12 protein-coding genes are annotated in these 17,252 nt (G+C 62.4%); 6 read left to right on the top strand and 6 right to left on the bottom strand.

The window, feature by feature from the left end:
• Complete coding sequence (locus tag HDE76_RS12845; protein WP_179480464.1) at positions 1–1,416, bottom strand: M28 family peptidase; 1,416 nt, start codon at positions 1,414–1,416, stop codon at positions 1–3.
• A gap of 178 nt (positions 1,417–1,594) precedes the next feature.
• On the opposite strand from HDE76_RS12845, the gene HDE76_RS12840 reads away from it, so the two are divergent.
• Entirely contained in the window at positions 1,595–3,625 is a 2,031-nt protein-coding gene (locus tag HDE76_RS12840) for a tetratricopeptide repeat-containing sulfotransferase family protein (RefSeq protein ID WP_179480466.1), read from the top strand.
• 123 nt (positions 3,626–3,748) lie between these two features.
• Here HDE76_RS12840 and HDE76_RS12835 read toward each other — a convergent pair whose 3' ends face one another.
• Entirely contained in the window at positions 3,749–6,184 is a 2,436-nt protein-coding gene (locus HDE76_RS12835) for a protease pro-enzyme activation domain-containing protein (RefSeq protein ID WP_179480468.1), read from the bottom strand.
• Between the two features lie 856 nt (positions 6,185–7,040).
• Between HDE76_RS12835 and HDE76_RS12830 the strand changes: the two genes are divergently transcribed.
• The gene (locus tag HDE76_RS12830) at positions 7,041–8,318 is read left to right on the top strand and encodes a TIGR03862 family flavoprotein (RefSeq protein WP_179480470.1); all 1,278 of its coding nucleotides are present in this window, start codon (positions 7,041–7,043) and stop codon (positions 8,316–8,318) included.
• A 117-nt stretch (positions 8,319–8,435) separates the two neighbouring features.
• Here the strand turns inward: HDE76_RS12830 and HDE76_RS12825 are convergent, their stop codons facing one another.
• Complete coding sequence (locus HDE76_RS12825; protein ID WP_179480472.1) at positions 8,436–9,212, bottom strand: glutaminyl-peptide cyclotransferase; 777 nt, start codon at positions 9,210–9,212, stop codon at positions 8,436–8,438.
• A 43-nt stretch (positions 9,213–9,255) separates the two neighbouring features.
• Positions 9,256–10,650, bottom strand: coding sequence for an ATP-dependent RNA helicase DbpA (gene dbpA / locus HDE76_RS12820; protein ID WP_184508082.1), 1,395 nt, complete (start codon positions 10,648–10,650; stop codon positions 9,256–9,258).
• A 99-nt stretch (positions 10,651–10,749) separates the two neighbouring features.
• On the opposite strand from dbpA, the gene folB reads away from it, so the two are divergent.
• The 3 genes from folB to HDE76_RS12805 all read left to right on the top strand — a co-directional run bounded on the left by folB (position 10,750) and on the right by HDE76_RS12805 (position 12,835).
• The gene (gene folB / locus HDE76_RS12815) at positions 10,750–11,109 is read left to right on the top strand and encodes a dihydroneopterin aldolase (protein ID WP_179480476.1); all 360 of its coding nucleotides are present in this window, start codon (positions 10,750–10,752) and stop codon (positions 11,107–11,109) included.
• Positions 11,109–11,609 (top strand): 2-amino-4-hydroxy-6-hydroxymethyldihydropteridine diphosphokinase, encoded by a 501-nt coding sequence (gene folK / locus HDE76_RS12810; protein WP_179480478.1) that lies wholly within the window; start codon positions 11,109–11,111, stop codon positions 11,607–11,609. The genes folB and folK overlap by 1 nt, the downstream gene beginning before the upstream one ends.
• 368 nt (positions 11,610–11,977) lie before the next feature.
• Positions 11,978–12,835: a DUF6159 family protein gene (locus HDE76_RS12805; RefSeq protein ID WP_179480480.1), complete on the top strand. Its 858-nt coding sequence runs from the start codon at positions 11,978–11,980 to the stop codon at positions 12,833–12,835.
• Between the two features lie 68 nt (positions 12,836–12,903).
• On the opposite strand, the gene HDE76_RS12800 is transcribed toward HDE76_RS12805, so the two are convergent.
• Positions 12,904–13,650, bottom strand: a complete 747-nt coding sequence (locus HDE76_RS12800; RefSeq protein ID WP_179480482.1) for a pteridine reductase — start codon at positions 13,648–13,650, stop codon at positions 12,904–12,906.
• Positions 13,651–13,687: 37 nt separating this feature from the next.
• Entirely contained in the window at positions 13,688–14,539 is an 852-nt protein-coding gene (locus tag HDE76_RS12795; RefSeq protein ID WP_255457813.1) for an EcsC family protein, read from the bottom strand.
• A gap of 403 nt (positions 14,540–14,942) precedes the next feature.
• On the opposite strand from HDE76_RS12795, the gene HDE76_RS12790 reads away from it, so the two are divergent.
• Positions 14,943–17,153, top strand: a complete 2,211-nt coding sequence (locus HDE76_RS12790; protein WP_179480484.1) for a TonB-dependent receptor — start codon at positions 14,943–14,945, stop codon at positions 17,151–17,153.
• Positions 17,154–17,252: the final 99 nt, after the last annotated feature.

The following is a 17,252-nucleotide window of genomic DNA, read 5'->3' as shown; positions in this document are numbered from 1 at the left end:
TCAATGGCCAGGCGCCGAACTGCTGCTGGCAGGCGCGGGCGACCGCGTGAAGCTGCCCGGGTCGCCGGGGAACACGACCGGACTTTCGTAACCGTCGGCCGATACCGACGAGACGCCGAAGAACCAGTCGTCGATCACCACATCCTTCAGCACGGCGCTGCCCACGTCGCCGATACTTTGCTGATGCTGCCATTGCGCCGCGGTGGTATCGCGCCAGTGCACGCGATAGTCGGCAGCGCCGGCGACCTTGTTCCACTTCACGGTCGTGTCCGTGGCCAGCGCGCCTTCGATGGTGACGCCGGTCGGTGGTGCCGGCGCACGGCTCAGCGACGCCATCGTCAGCGTATTGAGCGCGGTGACGCGAGCGAGATAGTGGAAGTCCACACCGGCGATGGTGTCGCCGTAGCGAACGCCGCGATCCTCGTCCGAGGTGCCGGTACGCAGATCCTGATGCTGGTGGGTATAGTCCTCGTGGGATTCCGTCACGCGCACGGCGGGAAAGCCGGCCTGGAGAAACGGCACCTGATCCCCGCCGCGGCCGTAGCGGTCGGTGCGATAAATCATATGCACGCGCAGGTCGGGCAGGTAGGTGTCGGCAAGGCTGGCCATGTAGCGCGCCATATTGCGCGAGGGCGAGTCGACCTCGCCGCCGTGGTAGCTGCGGGCCGTGGCCTGCGCCGCGGTTTCGTTGCTCTTGGTGCCTTCGGAGAACACGCGCACAGAGGTGTTGTCGATGGCGCCGTTCTGGCCGCGGCTGTTGCCGACGATGTCGTTGTTGAGATCGGTTTCGACCTGCCAGCCTTGCGCCACCGCGTAATCGGCCAGCACCTTACCGCCGTAGAGGCCTTGCTCTTCGCCGGATAGCGCGGCGAAAACCAGGGTGGCCCGATTGTCCCGTTTCGACAGCAGGCGCGATGCCTCGATCAAGGCGGCGACGCCGGAGGCATCGTCGTTGGCGCCGGGCGCATCGCTCTTGCTGTTCATCACATCGGTGACGCGCGAATCGAGATGGCCGGTCATCACGATCACGCGATTCGGATCGCCCGTGCCGCGCTTGATCGCCACGATGTCCATCACTTCGGTCGGCGTGGGCAGGCGCTTGCCGGTGAAAGTCTGCGACGGCGTCACTACCTCGATGCAGCCGCCGCAATCGCGCGAGATGGCTTCGAAACGCGCTTTCACCCACTGCCTTGCCGCGCCGATGCCGCGTGTCTTCGACGTGGTATCGGACATGGTATGGCGTGTACCGAAACTGACCAGCTTGGTGATCGTGGCCCGAAGTTCGGTTTCACTGGGCGCGCTGGCCAGCGCTTGCAGACTGGCTTGATCGGATGGCACGGTCGAGGCGCTCTGTGCCATCGCGCCGACGCTGATGGCAGCCAGCAGGGCAACGGAAAAAATAGGTAGACGAGTCATAGCAGCTATCCACTCTCAATGAATCGATACGATACAACGGCCCGACCGACAATGGCTGTCGCCAGCTGCCGGGCGTGACTTCGATGAACGGCCAGACTGGCATCATGTCTGTTCGACACTTCGCATGAGGTGAGCGTCGCCACTTACTTTTTGGATCAACCATGCCGGACAATGAGGCATGCCTGATCGAGCGCACCCTTCCTCGGACTCCCCGCCGGCGGCCGACGTTTCGCCCAGCCGTCAGGACATCGAGAGACTTACCCAACTGGTGGGTAAGCAGCAACATGCGCAAGCGCAGTCGCTGGCGCGACAACTCATCGCGCGTTTCCCCACCCATGGCTTTGCATGGAAAGCGCTTGGGACATCGCTGAAGTCGCAGGGCCGAATCGCCGATGCGGTGGTCGCCGAGCGACAGGCGGCATCGCTTCTGCCGCACGATGCGAGCGCGCATCACAACCTTGGCAACGGGTTGATGTTACTGGACGACCCAGCTCAAGCCGCCGACAGTTATCGTCGCGCCCTAGCCATCCGGCCGGATTATTTCGAAGCGCATTTCAATCTGGGCAGTGCGCTGGAGGCACAGGGCGAATGGAGTGATGCGATCGACAGCTATCGTCACGCGCTGGCGATTCGACCGGGCTTTATCGATGCGCATGCGCGGCTTGGTCATGTGTTGATCGCAGCGGGAAGGCACGTCGATGCCATCGCGCATTTTCAGCAGGTTTTAGCGGCGCGTCCGGACGATGCCCTGTCGCACCATAGCCTAGGCATCGTCTATCGCAGTGAAGGCCGACTGTCCGAGGCGGAGGCCCGCTATCGACGCGCGCTGGCGATCGATCCGAACTACGTCGAGGCGCTCATAAATCTGGGCAACGTCTTAGGTGCCCAGGGCCGTCTGGCCGATGCGGAATCGAGCTATCGCCAGGCGCTGGTGCTCGACGACGGGTATGCCGAGACGCACTTCAATCTTGGCAACATTCTGCGCGATCAGAACAGGCAGCTCGACGCGGAGCAGAGCTATCGGCGTGCGTTGAAGATCGCGCCCCGTCATGTGAAGGCGCTCAACAATCTGGGCCTGTGTCTCAAGCGGCAGGGGCGTCTGGACGAGGCTCGCGAATGTTTCGAGGCGGCGATCGAGACTCGGCCGGATTTCGTGCAGTCGCATTGCAACCTCTCGCCGCTCAAAACCTACGCCATCGACGATCCTCATCTCGCTTTATTCGAAGGCCAGCTGCACCAAGTCCCGTCGCTGCCGAAAACGGGGCAGAGCAGCTACTGGTTTGCGCTGGGCAAGATGCGCGAGGACGTCGGCCGGTACGACGATGCGTTTGCCGCCTATGCGCAGGGAAATCGCTGTCAGCATGAGCTGTTTCCGCACGACGAGGCGCGTGAGGTGGCGTTGGTGCAGCGGCTGCAATCGGTCTTTAGCGAGGCGTTCTTTGCTAACCGCGCAAAACCGACTCACGCAGACAAGGCGCCGATCTTTATCGTGGGCATGCCGCGTTCGGGTACATCGCTGATCGAACAGATTCTTTCCACGTATCCTGGCGTGTATGGTGCCGGTGAGTTGACCGATCTGGACAACGTGGTCCATTTGGTTGAAAAAAGTTTGGGTGAGCGCAAGGCCTCCTATCCGGACATCATCGTCAACCTTTCCGCCGACGAACTGCGTCGCCTGGGTGAGATCTACATCGATCGCGTTTGGCGACATACGCCGCAGGCCGAGCGCATCACCGACAAGATGCCGGCGAATTTTCTGCACATCGGCATGATTCATCTGATGCTGCCGCAGGCCCGAATCATCCACGCCATGCGCGATCCGATGGATTCGTGCTTCTCGTGCTACTCGCGCCTGTTCGCGGGCAACAATCTGGATTTTGCCTACCGTCTGGAGACGGTAGGCCGCTATTACGTACGCTACATCCAGATGATGCGGCACTGGCAGCGGGTGCTGCCGCTGGGCACGGTGCTGGATGTTCGCTACGAAGACATGGTTACGGATACCGAGGGGCAGGCGCGGCGCCTGCTTGCTTATCTGGGCCTGCCCTGGGACGAGCGATGCCTGGCCTTCCATCAGAACCAGCGGGTCGTACGAACGGCCAGCGTCGCCCAGGTACGCAAGCCGATCTATCGATCGTCCGTGGCGCGATGGAAGCATTTCGAGGCCCATCTGGCGCCTCTGTTGGAAATCGTGAAGGACTATCGCTGACTCGGCGCTTGCCGCTGTCCACTGCACGTCGCGCAACAAAAAAGAGCCCGGCCTTGCGGTCGGGCTCTTTCGTTGGTTCGCCGAGACAGCGGCCAATGAAGGCAACTGTCCGGTTTACTTCGCTTACTGCACCGTCAAGGTCACGTCATCGAGCGTGAAGTCGGTATTGCCGGAGGACGAAGTCTCCTTGCCGGTGAACTTGATGGTGACCGTCTGGCCGATATATGCGGACAGATTGGCCGTCTCCACCGCATAACCGGTGTTGGTGTTGAGGCTGGTGAAGGTCGACAGGGTTTTCAGCACCGTACCGGACGAGTTCAGCACCTGCACGGTGAATGTATCGGCCGCCGTGGTCTTGGTCGAGTCGATATGCAGGTAATACTGCAGCGTCGCCGTGGTCTTGCCGCTCGGAATCGCTACCGACTGCGAGGCCGTATCGGTATGCGACGCGCCGTAGCCGTCAAACCACGCGAAGTAGGTCCCGGCGTGCGGGCTTTCGCTGCTGCCGCAGCTGCTGCTGGAGCAGAGCACGCCAGAGGACAACGTCCACGGTGTCGCCTTTCCAGTTTCGAAACCGGTGTTGACGAGCAACTGCGTCGGCGTGCCGCCGCCGCTGCTGCTGACCGTGACCGATGCCGTCTTCGCGCTGGTCTTGCCGCTGACGCTGTCCGTCACCGTCTCGGTCACGCTGTACGTGCCCGCAGCGGCATAGGTGTGGCTCGGGCTAGTGGCGGTCGAGGTGCTGCCGTCGCCGAAGGTCCATGCGTGCGTGCTGATGGTGCCGCCGGAGTCGGTAGACGAATCGGTGAACGTCGCGGTCAGACCGCTGGTGGTGTCGCTGAAGTTGGCTGTCGGGGTACCGCCGGTGCCGCCACCGCCGCCCGTGCTGCTGATGTTGCCAGCCAGTGCGCTGACGATCAGGCTGCCGAAGCCGGTGGTGTAATCCCAGCCCACGGCCGCCGTCTCACCGCTGTTGTTGCCGGAGGTGATGTCGTGGAAGTCGGTCGCATAGTTGGCCGCGGCCGCCTTGTAGATCAATGGAGCGGCGAAGCCCAGTGCGCCACCGTTGGCGGCCTGGATACGCGCCCATGCGCCGACGAACAGCGGCGAGGCCAGGCTGGTGCCGCCAATCTGCTGGTTGGCCTGGCCGTCCACGATAACCAGCGCGCCGGAGACCGGGCTGGCGTCGAACGCGATATCGGGCACACCACGGTATTTGGACGTACCGTTCTGACCCACGCCGACCTGCCAGCTGGGAATCGGCTCGAAGGTGCTGGGGCTGCCGCCGGTTGCACCTTCACTGGAGCTGAGGTTGTTCCAGACGGTCTCGCTGCCCCACGTGGTGGTGCCCGAGGTATACAGCTCGGTGCCGCCCGCGGATATGACATATTGCGAGCTGGCGGGCCAGCTCGGCGTTACGCCGCCCGTGCCGCATTCGTCGGCGCCGGAATCGCCGGCGGACACCGAGAAGGTCTGGCCCTGCGCCACGGCCTGTTCGAAGATCGTGTCTTCCGTTGTGGTGGTACCCGCCGACTTGGCATCGGTTTCGCATTCGCCCAGCGAGACGTTGATCACCACCGCCTTGTTGTCGGTGACGGCCAGGTTGTAGTCGGTGGTGAGCGCCGCGTCGGAAAGGCTGGCTGCGTCGTACAGGATCAGGCTCTTCACGCCGCCGGTCATCGCGAGGATGTCCTGGGTATCCAGATCCCACTCCCCGTCGCCGCTGGCCGAGACGCTGCCGGTGTTGCCGGTACCCTCAATGGACGGAACCAAAGAAGGCAGGCCGTTGGTGCTCTCGAACGACTTGATGTCGCTCAGCACGTCGCTCATCTGACCCGACACGACGTTGCCCACCGTCACGGTCGACGCCGTAGCGAGGCTGCTGGCGCCGTAGATTTTCGGGAAGTCGAGCGGGTTATGGCCCACCGCAGTTCCCGTGGCGAGCGGATGCGCCGTATCCGCATGCGCCCTGACCGCGAATATGTGCGAGAGATGCACGTTGTCCAGACCGAGAACGGCTTGCACGGTGTCCTGCAGGGCGGCGGGAATCATGACGGGGCTGGTGTTGTGATAGGCGTTGCGGCCGTCGTGGGTATGCACGCTCTCGAAGTTGGTATTGAAGGTTGCGCGCACCGTGTCGGAGGTGGCATCACCTTCCACCAGCAGGCGGTTCGGCGCGATGGTGACGTTTGTGTAGCCGGCCTTGGTCAGGTAGTCGGCGACAGCCTGTGCCTGCGCCTGGGTCGGCGAATACTGTGCGGCAAACTGCTCCGGGGTCATGGTGCGCTGGGCCACCGGTGTACCCGGCTGTTCGGCTTTGGCCACGAAGCTATCCAGGTCTGCCTTGTTGCGCAGCTTGAGCGAGACCACGACATGCAGCGGCTGCGAGAAAGCCAGCGGGCCGGTGGATACGTCGCCGTTACGCAATGTATTGACGTTCTGCGTGGGCAGCGCAACGAAAGCGCTACTGACATTGCTTGCGGGGGTGGCATACACAGACGCAGTGGCCGCCAGGGCGATGGACGCAACGAGCAGTTTGAGACGGAAATGGCTTTGCATTGGAACTCCCGAAGTTTTTGAGGCAAAACGAACCCGCACGGGGCGCGAAGACCTCATGTAATGGAGCGCCGCGGAGAGACGCGGCACCGGTGACTTTCTTGGATTGCCCTGCGATCTCGTCGGCGTTGCGTAAGCTTTTTATATATCCCTAATAAGATTCAGTACGAACGTTTTGACAGGGCGACGCCAAAATGCACGATGACGTCGTGACAAGACCGTTTGCCAAAATCCCCATTGGCGAACTACTCGACGTTAGGGTGAATGCTCAAGTACCGTCAATAGGATTTTTTGAAGTATCCAGTGATTGCAATCACAAAATCTCCGGGGCGTTTGAAATGGCTATAGGATGTAATCGTTTTCGCTGCAAAGGAGCGGTTCGAACGCTGATTGTTACGCACGAGGGAGACACCAGGCATCCGCTATTTTCAGAAAATTTATTGAATAAAAACAGTAAATTAAATGATGTCCGTGCCGCGGCCGGCGACGGATATTTCAAGCAGGCGCGCTCACCTATTGCGCCGCCTCCAGCAATAACTTGCCGATTCGCAATTTAATACGTTTAGATCGATATAAAATCCTCACCAGGCTGGAGCCCGAATGGCGCCTAGTGAATGGCAGGCTGCATTCTCGGCCATATAAAATAGAATAATCATATAAATAAATTTTCTAAATAATATGGAGAGAGTGATATTAAAAATATTCCTGATAATTAATTTTTAGGGATTCGATGGCGCGGTATGAAGTGCGAACCAAAGGGCTTGATCGGACCGTCGAAAAATATGGGCCTAGCCTAGGAAGTAGCGCTCGCGCGCCGACGCTGCTTTGGCCGGTCGAGCCGACGTGCCACCATGGATGGATGACTGAAGCCGACACTCCCCGACTTGCGATCATTGGCGGTGGCCCTGCGGGGCTGATGGCCGCCGAAGCGGCGCGTGCTATCGGCATGGAGGTCGATCTATACGACGCGATGGGTTCGGTCGGCCGAAAATTTCTTCTGGCGGGCAAGGGTGGCCTCAACCTCACGCACGCCGAGCCGATGGCCGACTTCGTCAGTCGTTTCGGCGCGCGCCAGACAGCAATCAGCCGCTGGCTCGAGACCTTCGACGCGCAGGCCCTGCGAAAGTGGGCGAGCGGCCTCGGTGTGGAGACCTTTGTCGGCAGCTCCGGCCGCGTGTTTCCTGCCGATATGAAGGCCGCGCCGCTGCTGCGCGGATGGCTGCATCGGCTGCGCGAATCGGGCGTCGGTTTCCACATGCATCACCGCTGGCTCGGCTGGCAGCGTGATGGCGTGCTGCGCTTCGGCACGCCGCATGGCGAGTGCACGGCGAAAGCCGATGCGGTGATATTCGCCCTGGGCGGCGCCAGCTGGCCGCAGCTCGGCTCCGACGGCGCGTGGGTGGATGCCATGCAGCAGCTAGGCGCCGAGGTTTCCCAGCTGCAGTCCGCCAACTGCGGCTTTGAAATCCCCTGGAGCGAGTACCTGATCGGCCGCTTCGCCGGCGCACCTTTGAAGCCTGTGATCGCGCACTGGACCGATCGTCAGGGCATCGCGCATGCGCGGCAGGGTGAGTTCGTGCTGACCGAATACGGCATCGAGGGCAGTCTGATCTACGCGATCGGCGCCGAGCTGCGCGAGCAGATCGCCGCAAACGGCGAAGCCGTGTTGACCTTGGACCTGGTGCCGGGCTACACGCAGGCCGCACTCGCCGAACGGCTGGCCGCGCCGCGCGGCAAGCACAGCATCGGCGACTGGTTGCGTCGTCGTGCAGGGCTGGATGCGTACAAGAGCGCGCTGGTATTCGAGCGGGTCGACAAGCCCACGCTGGCCGATCCCGTTGCTCTGGCGGCGCAGCTCAAGGCACTGCGGCTGCATTTGCGCCGGCCGCGACCGATGGCGGAGGCGATCAGCACTGCCGGCGGCGTGCAGCTGGAATCGCTCGACGATGCCCTGATGCTGCGTGCCAAGCCCGGCGTGTTCTTCGCCGGGGAAATGCTGGATTGGGAAGCGCCGACCGGTGGCTATCTGCTGACCGCGTGTTTCGCCAGCGGTTTGATAGCCGGTCGCGGCGCGGCGCGGTGGCTGGAGCAGGGCGGGAGAATCATTTCCGATACCGACACATCCGGCACGGACTGACGTACGTTCGAACTCCTGCGCTCCTGGTCGCTTAGCCAGGACAACGACCAGTACCCAGCGACCGGCGCGCCGTGGCGTCGGGAGTATCGACATGGCGAACCGGAGAGTCCTGAGCGCTTATGTCGCCGGCTGTTTCACCAGCTTGATCTCGAACAGCTTGGGCCAGCGCTTGCCGGTGACGAAAAGCCGATCGTGCTTGGCGTCGTAGGCAATGCCGTTGAGGCAATCGTTGACCGGCTCCGGTAGCTGACTCACGTCGAACAGGCTGGCGAGATCGAGGATGCCGGTCACGTGTCCCGTGGCCGGATCGATCAGGACGATCTTGCTGGTGAGCCACACGTTCGCGTAGAGGGTGCCCTTCACCCACTCCAGCTCGTTGAGGTTCTTCACCGGCTCGCCGTCGGCGGTGACGTCGATGCTGCCGATCTGCTGCAGCGTATCCGGGTTGAGCACGCGCAGCGTCGGCGTGCCGTCGCTCATGTAGAGCTTCTTGCTGTCGCGCGTCAGCGCCCAGCCTTCGCCGGGATAGGTGAAGCTGCGCTCCAGTTTGAACGTGCTGAGATCGTGCACGAAGCCGATCTGACTTTTCCAGGTGAGCTGCAGCAGCTTGCCCTTCCAGTCCACGATGCCCTCGCCGAAATACTGCGGCGGCACGTCGTAGCGCTGCAGCACCTTGCCGGTTTCGAGCTCGACCTTGCGCACGGTCGATTCGCCCTCTTCGCCCGTGGCTTCGTAGAGAAAGCCGTCCTTGTAGAACAGACCTTCGGTATAGGCGGTAATGTCGTGCGGATAGACGTGCACGACCTTGTAGCTATACGTGGGTATCGCCGCGCCGGCGGGCGCGCAGCAGGTCAGCAGGGCAAGCGCGAAGAGATAAGTCAGCCGTCGAATCATCGGAGTCATTCCGTCGTCTGTTTAGATAATAGATAGTCCGCAATCAACCCAGCGGGCGAACGCGAAAGCTGCGGCCCTTGATCTTGCCGGCGCGCAGGCGCTCCAGCGCCTTGGCGGCGAGCGAGCAGCTGATGGCCACGTAGGCGCGCGTCGCATAGACGTCGATCTTGCCAATGTCCTTGGCGGCGAGCCCGGCGTCGCCGGTCAGCGCGCCGAGAATGTCGCCGGGGCGCAGCTTGTCCTGTCGTCCTGCGTCGATCACCAGGGTTTTCATCGGCGCCAAATGCAGGGTCTTGCTGCGCTGGGGCGCTACTTTCAGCGGCCGCCAGGCGAGCGGCGTACCGTTGAGCTCTTCGATGTTGAGTGCCTTGGGCCGTTCGCGCGGCGCGCACAGTGTGATCGCCAGGCCCGATTGACCGGCGCGGCCGGTGCGTCCGATGCGATGCGTATGGGTTTCCGGATCGTGCGCGATGTCGTAGCTGATGACCAGCGGCAGCGAGACGATGTCCAGCCCGCGCGCGGCGACGTCAGTGGCCACCAGCACGCTGCAACTGTGATTGACGAAGCGCACCAGCACCTCGTCGCGGTCGCGCTGGTCCATGTCGCCGTGCAGGGCCAGCGCCGAAAAGCCGCGGCGGTCGAGTTCCAGTGCGACTGCATCCACCTCGCGGCGCATATTGCAGAACACCAGCGCCTGCTGGCCGGATACGTCGGCGCCGCGCTCGCCGCTGAGCAGCTGCGCCAGCGCATCGATCTTCTGCGCCGGCTCCACTTCGTGGAAGCGCTGCTCGATCGCCGGCACCTCGTTGGCCGGCGCGTCCACCGTGACCTCGACCGGATTCTTTTGCAGGCGCTGGCTGACGGCGCGAATCTCCTGCGGATACGTGGCGGAAAACAGCAGGGTTTGATGATGCTTGGCGATGCGTCCGACGATGTCGTCGATCGCGTCGCTGAAGCCCATGTCGAGCATGCGGTCGGCTTCATCCAGCACCAGCACCTTGATGCCGCCGCCGTGCAGGCTGCCGCGCTTGAGATGCTCCTGCACGCGGCCCGGCGTGCCGACCACGATATGCGGATCGTGGGTCAGCGAGGCCAGCTGGGGGCCGAGCGGCATGCCGCCGCACAGCGTCAGCAGCTTCACGTTGGGAATATTGATCGCCAGCCGGCGGATCGCCTTGCTCACCTGATCGGCCAGCTCGCGCGTGGGGCAAAGCACCAGCACCTGCAGGCGAATGGTGTCGGCGTCCAGCGTCTGCAGCAGGCTGAGGCCGAAAGCGGCAGTCTTGCCGCTGCCGGTCTGCGCCTGCGCGATCACGTCGCGACCTTCGAGCATGGGCGGCAGGCTCTGCGCCTGCACCGGCGTCATATCGGCATAGCCCAGCGTTTCGACGCTGTCGAGCAGGGCGGGTTTGAGGGCAAGCGTATTGAACGTGGTCATGCGCCTATGATCGCATGACCGCCGCTGCGGCAATCGGCGGCTTGCATCTGCGGGCCGGCTCGCCGACCCTGTGCCCCTGATCAACGGGCAATGCTTTCCATGGATATCGTTTTCATCGAAGACCTGCGTATCGATACCGTCATCGGTATTTACGACTGGGAGCGTCGGGTGCGCCAGACGCTGTCGTTCGACATCGAGATGGCCTTCGACAACACGCGCCCGGCCGCCAGCGACAACATTGCCGATACGCTCAATTACAAGGACGTATCCAAGCGCCTGATCGGCTACGTCGGCGAATCCAGCTTCGGGCTGGTCGAGACGTTGGCCGAGCGCTGCGCGCTGATCATCCGTGAGGAATTCGGCGTCAGCTGGGTGCGCCTGAAGCTGTCCAAGCCCGGCGCGGTGCGCGGCGCCAAGTCGGTCGGCGTGCGCATCGAACGCGGCACGCGGCCGGACTGATGGCGCGCGTGTATCTCAGCCTGGGCTCCAACGTGGAGCCTCAGCGTTATCTGCGAGCTGCTGTCGACGAACTGCGCCAACGCTTCGGCGCGCTCGCCGTGTCGCCCGCTTATCGCAGCAAGGCAGTCGGTTTCGAGGGTGCGGAGTTCGTCAATCTGGCCGTGGGTCTGGACACCGATCTTTCGCCGACGGCGTTGAACGAGTGGCTGCATGCGCTGGAAGATCGCCACGGCCGCCGCCGCGACGTGCCGCGCTACGCGGACCGCACGCTGGATCTGGATATCGTCTTCTACGACGATTTAATCATCGATGGCCCGGGCCATCTGCAGATACCGCGCAACGAGCTGCAGTTCGCCTTCGTGCTGCGCCCCGTCGCCGATATCGCGCCGGATTTCCGGCATCCGCTCAGCGGCGAAAGCATGGCCGAGTTGTGGCGGAAGTTTCCGGCTGAGAGCGAACCGATGAGCGTTGATACGTCGATGGATTTGTCGGCGGGCTAGGCAAAGGCTTTCCTATTTCCATGCCAGCTGCATGGACTGGTTGTCGGTCTCAAGCGAAGTCACGCAGTGTTTTGCCGTTTTCCATTGCCTGCCAAGTCAACTCGTTTGCTTGCCCGCCCGTTCGCACTGAGCGTCGCTTGCGTAGCAAGCAGAGTCAAAGTGGCTCCAACAACTTACCCTTCCACTGCGCCACTGCGCCACTGCGTCGCTACGCTCAGGGTAGACGGAGTTGAGCGCTTCCGGGCGAGTCTGGTCTTTTGGCTGCTAGCGCCCTGCGCAATCGCCATTTCCCTTCCCCGCCATTCGTCACTGTTGCAGCATTTCAATCGGTGCTAAAACAGCAGCGTCATCCACGGGGGAGAAACGTCATGGCGGGGAAGTTTTCGCGAAGCTGGGCTTTGATGAAGGCCAGCGCGGCCGTACTGCAGTCGGACAAGTCGCTGTTGATTTTTCCGCTGCTGTCGGGAGCGTGCACGCTGCTGGTGGCGGCGAGTTTTCTGCTGCCGGTGATACTGATGATGGTCGGCAACGAACACGCCGGGCAGGATTTTCATCAGCGCATGTCGGCCGGCTCGTATCTGCTGATGTTTGCGTTTTATCTGGTGCAATACTTCGTCATCATCTTTTTCCAGACGGCGTTGACCGGCGTGGCGCTGATGCATTTGCGCGGTGAGCCGACCAGCGTATCGGCGGGCTTCGCACTGGCGCGTTCCAGGATCACGCACATTCTGGGCTATGCGCTGATCGCGGCGACGGTCGGGCTGGTGCTGCGCATGGTGCAGGAGCGGCTGGGTCTGATCGGTCGTTTTGTCGTCGGCTTTCTGGGCCTGGCCTGGACGGTGGCGACGTTTCTCGTGGTGCCGATTCTCGCCAGCCAGGAAGTGGGGCCGGTCGATGCCGTCAAGCACAGCGTGGAATTGCTCAAGCGCAGCTGGGGCGAAAACTTGATCGGTAACGGCGGTATTGGCGTAGTGTTCGGCGTCTTTATGGTGCTTTCCGTCGTGGTGGCCGCGGTGCTGATCGGCGGCGCGATGGCGCTGCAGTCTGTTGCGGCGCTGGTCGTCGCTATTGTCGTGGTGGTGCTCGGCCTGACCCTGCTCGGGCTGATTCAGGCATCCTTGCACGGCATCTATGCGGCGGCCCTGTATCGCTATGCGGAGTCCGGCGAAACGAGCGTGGGCTTCGATTCGGTGCTGCTGGATCAGGCGTTTCGCAGCAAGAAATAATCGCTGCAGCTGGCGTTACATTTTGAACAAAAAGGCCTCCGTATCGGGAGGCCTTTTGTTGGCAGGTTTCAGATGGACAGGATGCGTCCGCCGTCCACGTGGATGACCTGGCCGGTTGTGTAGTGCGCATCGCGCAGCAGCCAGAGAATGGCGCTGGCGACATCCTCCGGTGTGCCGGCGCGCTTCAGCGGCGTGCGCGAAAGCAGTTCGTTCTGTTCTTCCTCACTCTTGCCTTCGGACGGCCACAGCACCGCGCCCGGCGCGATGCCGTTGACGCGAATGTCCGGGCCGAGCTCCAGCGCCAGCGAGCGCGTCATGGCGGCGAGCGAAGCCTTGGCCATGCAGTACAGCGTGTAGCCGGCCAGCGGCCGCTCGGCGTAGATATCCAGCATGTTGACGATGCCGCCGCCGCTTTTACGCAGCGCCGGTATGGCTGCTTGTGTCAGAAAAAACGGTGCCTGCGCGTTGGAAGCGAACAGTTCGTTCCACTGCGTGGATGTGGCGCTGTCCAGCGGCGTGGCATAGAACGCGGAGGCGTTGTTGATCAGCGCATCGAGCCGGCCAAAGTGCGCGAGCAGCGTGTTGATCAGGGCAGGCAGTGCAGACAGATCGGCCAGATCGGCCTGCATCAGCAGCGTGCTGTTCGGACGCTGCGCTTCCAGATCGTTCGCCAAGGCTTGTGCCTCATCGCTGGAGTGGCGATAGTGCAATGCCAGATCGTAGCCAGCCGTGTGCAACGTGCGCGCGACGACCGCGCCGACGCGGCGGCTGGCGCCGGTGATCAGAGCAACGGGTCTAGGATGTGCCGTGGTCATGCGTGGGCCACGCCGCCGAGTGCCGGAGCTTGCGGGTTCATTCGGACTTCGGCTTGCGGGGTTTGGCGGCCGCTCGTTTGCTGGCGGCTTTGCTCACGCTATCGGCCTTCTTGGCAATCTTGCGCGCAGTGCTCGCCAGCGCCTTGTTGGCGGCCTTTTTCGCGACTTTCTTCACCGCTTTTTTCACCGCCGTCTTGGCGGCGCTGACAGTTTTTGGCTTGGGTTTCAGCACGGCCGCAGTGGCTGCGGCGGCGCCCGAGGCGGCGACTGCATCATCGGCGTCGTCCATCATTTCCATATTGCCGCTGAAGAGCGCAATGGCCGTGCTGGCGACGTGACCGGTGTCGTAATAAGCGTAGGCGCCCACGCCGATCGCGCCGACAACCGGCAGCCAGCGTGAGATGCCTTCGCCGACGGTGCGCTGGGTCAGCTTGATGCCAACCTGCTTGGCCACGCGTTGTGCGATGCCGTGCGACATGCGACGAAACACCAGCCGGTCGCCCATCTGCACCACCAGATCGCGGAACGCTTGGGCGGCGGTATGTCGAAACAGGCACCACAGCATCTGTTCGCGGCCGAGCGACGCGTGATGGCCATACGCCGCGGCGATATCGCTGACCATCTGCGCCTGGATTTTCCAGATCAGCGTCAGCTCCGGAAGAATGGTCAGCCAGCCCAGAGGGCCGGGCGGCAGCGCCAGCGAACCGGCGGTCAGGGCCGCGCGTCGGGCGGCCGCGTTGGCGATGCGGTGCGCCTCCGCGTCGGGATTCGCACTGCTGTCGATCTTGCTCGCCGGCACCTTGCTGACGAAATCGAGGATGGCCTGGGTCACCTTGTTGTGCTCTACCGGCTCGATAACGGCCGGTACGTTCTTGCTGGTCTTGCTCATGCGTGGCTCCCGAATGCCTGATTCAGCGACGGATGCGCTTGGCGCGCAGGCCGGTTTTCCAGAGGGTAGGACGCAGTCTAGGCGAACGGCGTGAAGCTCGGCTCAAAGAGCGGCATTTTGCCGGATCGACGCGTACCGTTCTTGTCGGCGCGTTGTGTGGCTGCATCGGTAAGCTCAGGACTTCGCGTGGCCCCGGTCCGGAGGGTTGCCATCGCGCCGCCGCCTGACGACCGCTCCGATGACAATGCGATATGCGGGCAGGTCATGAACAGGCTCCAGGGGCCAAATGATCATCGATACCCCCGCAAGCATGACTTCTGGCGCATACGCGCTACACGCTAGTTAAGTAATGTTATAACATTACATACACACCTCCTTTTTACTGCCCCTGATGGAACCCCCGATGAAGCCCTCCCTGCTTGCCCTGAGCCTTGCCCTTGCCCTGGGCACACTATCCGCTCAGGCCGCCGACACCACGCCACCGACCAATCCATCCGCACCCGTCACGAGCGACAGTGCTGCCAGCGACAGTGCAACGACGGATGGCACGGTCGATCATGGTTCGCGCAACAAGCAGCCGTCGAAAGATGCCAAGAACCTGAGCGCGGTGGACGTGACGGCAGCGCTCGATCAGGCGCGCAACTCGCTCTCGCCGGACACCGGCAGCAGCCAGTACGTGATCGACCAGAAGGCGATCGAGCAACTGCCGCTGGGTGCATCCACACCGCTCAACCAGGTGCTGCTGCAGGCACCGGGCGTGGTGCAGGATTCGTATGGCGGCATCCACGTACGCGGCGATCACGCCAACCTGCAGTACCGCATCAACGGCGTGCTCATTCCCGAGTCGATCTCCGGCTTTGGTCAGGCGCTGGACGCGCGCACGATCCAGAATGTGAAGCTGCTCGACGGTGCACTTCCGGCGCAGTACGGCGACCGCACCGCGGCGGTGGTCGATATCACGACCAAGAGCGGCCACGACCTCGGCAACGGCGGCAGCGTCGGCGTGACCACCGGTTCGTTCGGCACGTTCAATCCCAATGCGTCGATCTGGGGCAGCAACGACCGCTGGAGCTACTTCCTCACCGCCAATTACATGGAAAGCGACGTCGGCATCGAGAATCCGACGGCAAGCCGCACGCCGATCCATGACCATACCAACCAGGTGAAGGCCTTCGGCGACGTGTCGTACCTGATCAACAACGACACGCGCCTGAGCTTCCTTTTCGGCGTTTCGAACAACCGCTTCCAGATTCCCAACAACCCCGGCCAGACGCCGACCTACGGCTATCTCGATACGGTCGATTTCAACTCGGCCAATCTCAACGAGCAACAGAACGAAAAAACCCGCTTCGGCGTACTGGCATTGCAGGGTAAGCTCGGCGACACCGCCTATCAGGTGTCCCTGGGACGGCGTTATACCAGCGTAGGCTTTTTGCCGGATGACGTGGGCGACCTGATGTTCAACGGTGTTGCTGCCACCATCAATCGCAGCAACGTGGCCAGCACGCTGCAGGCCGATTTCTCCACGCCGCTGGGCGACAGCAACACGCTGCGCTACGGCGTTTACGGCAACTTCGAGCGCGCGGTGAGCGGCAATAACTCGCTGGTGTTCCCGGCCGACGCCGACGGCAACCAGACCAGCACCGTGCCGTTCAATATCTTCGATGAGAGCCGCATCGTCGCCAAGACCTATGCGGCCTATCTGCAGGACGAGTGGAGCATCAGCGACAAGCTGACCATGAACTACGGCCTGCGCGCCGATGAATATCAGGCCTTCCGCACCGAAAGCCAGCTGAGCCCGCGCTTGGGCCTGGTCTACCAGGCCACCGACAGCACCACGTTGCACGCCGGCTACTCACGTTACTTCACGCCGCCGGCGACCGAGGCGATCACCACCACCGACATCATCAAGTTCCAGGGCACCACCAACGCGCTGCCCAGCAACGGTAACAACACCCCGTTGACCGAGCGATCCAACTACTACGACGCCGGCATCTCGCAGAACTTCGGTTCGGCCTGGACCATCGGCTTCGACAGCTACTACCGCAAAGTCGACCGTCTGCAGGACGAAGGCCAGTTCGGCGCGGCGCTGATCTTCTCCACCTTCAACTACAACTCGGGCCGCATCCGCGGCAACGAGTTCACCCTGAACTACGATCAGGGCCCGCTGAGTTTCTATACCAACATCGCCTTCAACCGCGCGATGGGCGAGCGCGTGATCACCGGCCAGTACAACTTCTCGCCGGTGGATCTGGCCTACATCTACGACAACTACATCCACCTCGATCACGACCAGAAGATTACGTCTTCCGGCGGCATCACCTACGCGCTGACCGATACCACCAAGGTGGGCGCGGATTACCTGTTCGGCACCGGTCTGCGGCGGGACGGCGACACGCCGAACGGCCTGTCGCTACCGGATTATTTCCAGCTCAATCTCAACGTGTCGCACGATTTCAATTTCGCCAGCATCGGCAAGCTGCACACGCAGCTGGCGGTGATCAACGCGCTCGATCGCACCTATGAGCTACGTGACGGTACCGGTATTGGCGTGGGCGCGCCGCAGTACGGTCCTCGTCGCGGTCTGTACGTCACGCTGCAGAAGGATTTCTGAGGCGGCAACGAAGCGACGAGCTTTTGTGGGACGGCAGCTAGACTGACAGACGGCACGGCATGAGAACGGTAGGCCACGCGTTCATCCGCTATGCTTGCC

The organism is Rhodanobacter sp. ANJX3 (assembly GCF_014200755.1).
In the GTDB taxonomy this organism is placed as follows: Bacteria; Pseudomonadota; Gammaproteobacteria; order Xanthomonadales; family Rhodanobacteraceae; genus Rhodanobacter.
Note: the sequence above shows the minus strand (reverse complement) of the source record. Positions and strands in the feature narration are given on the sequence as shown.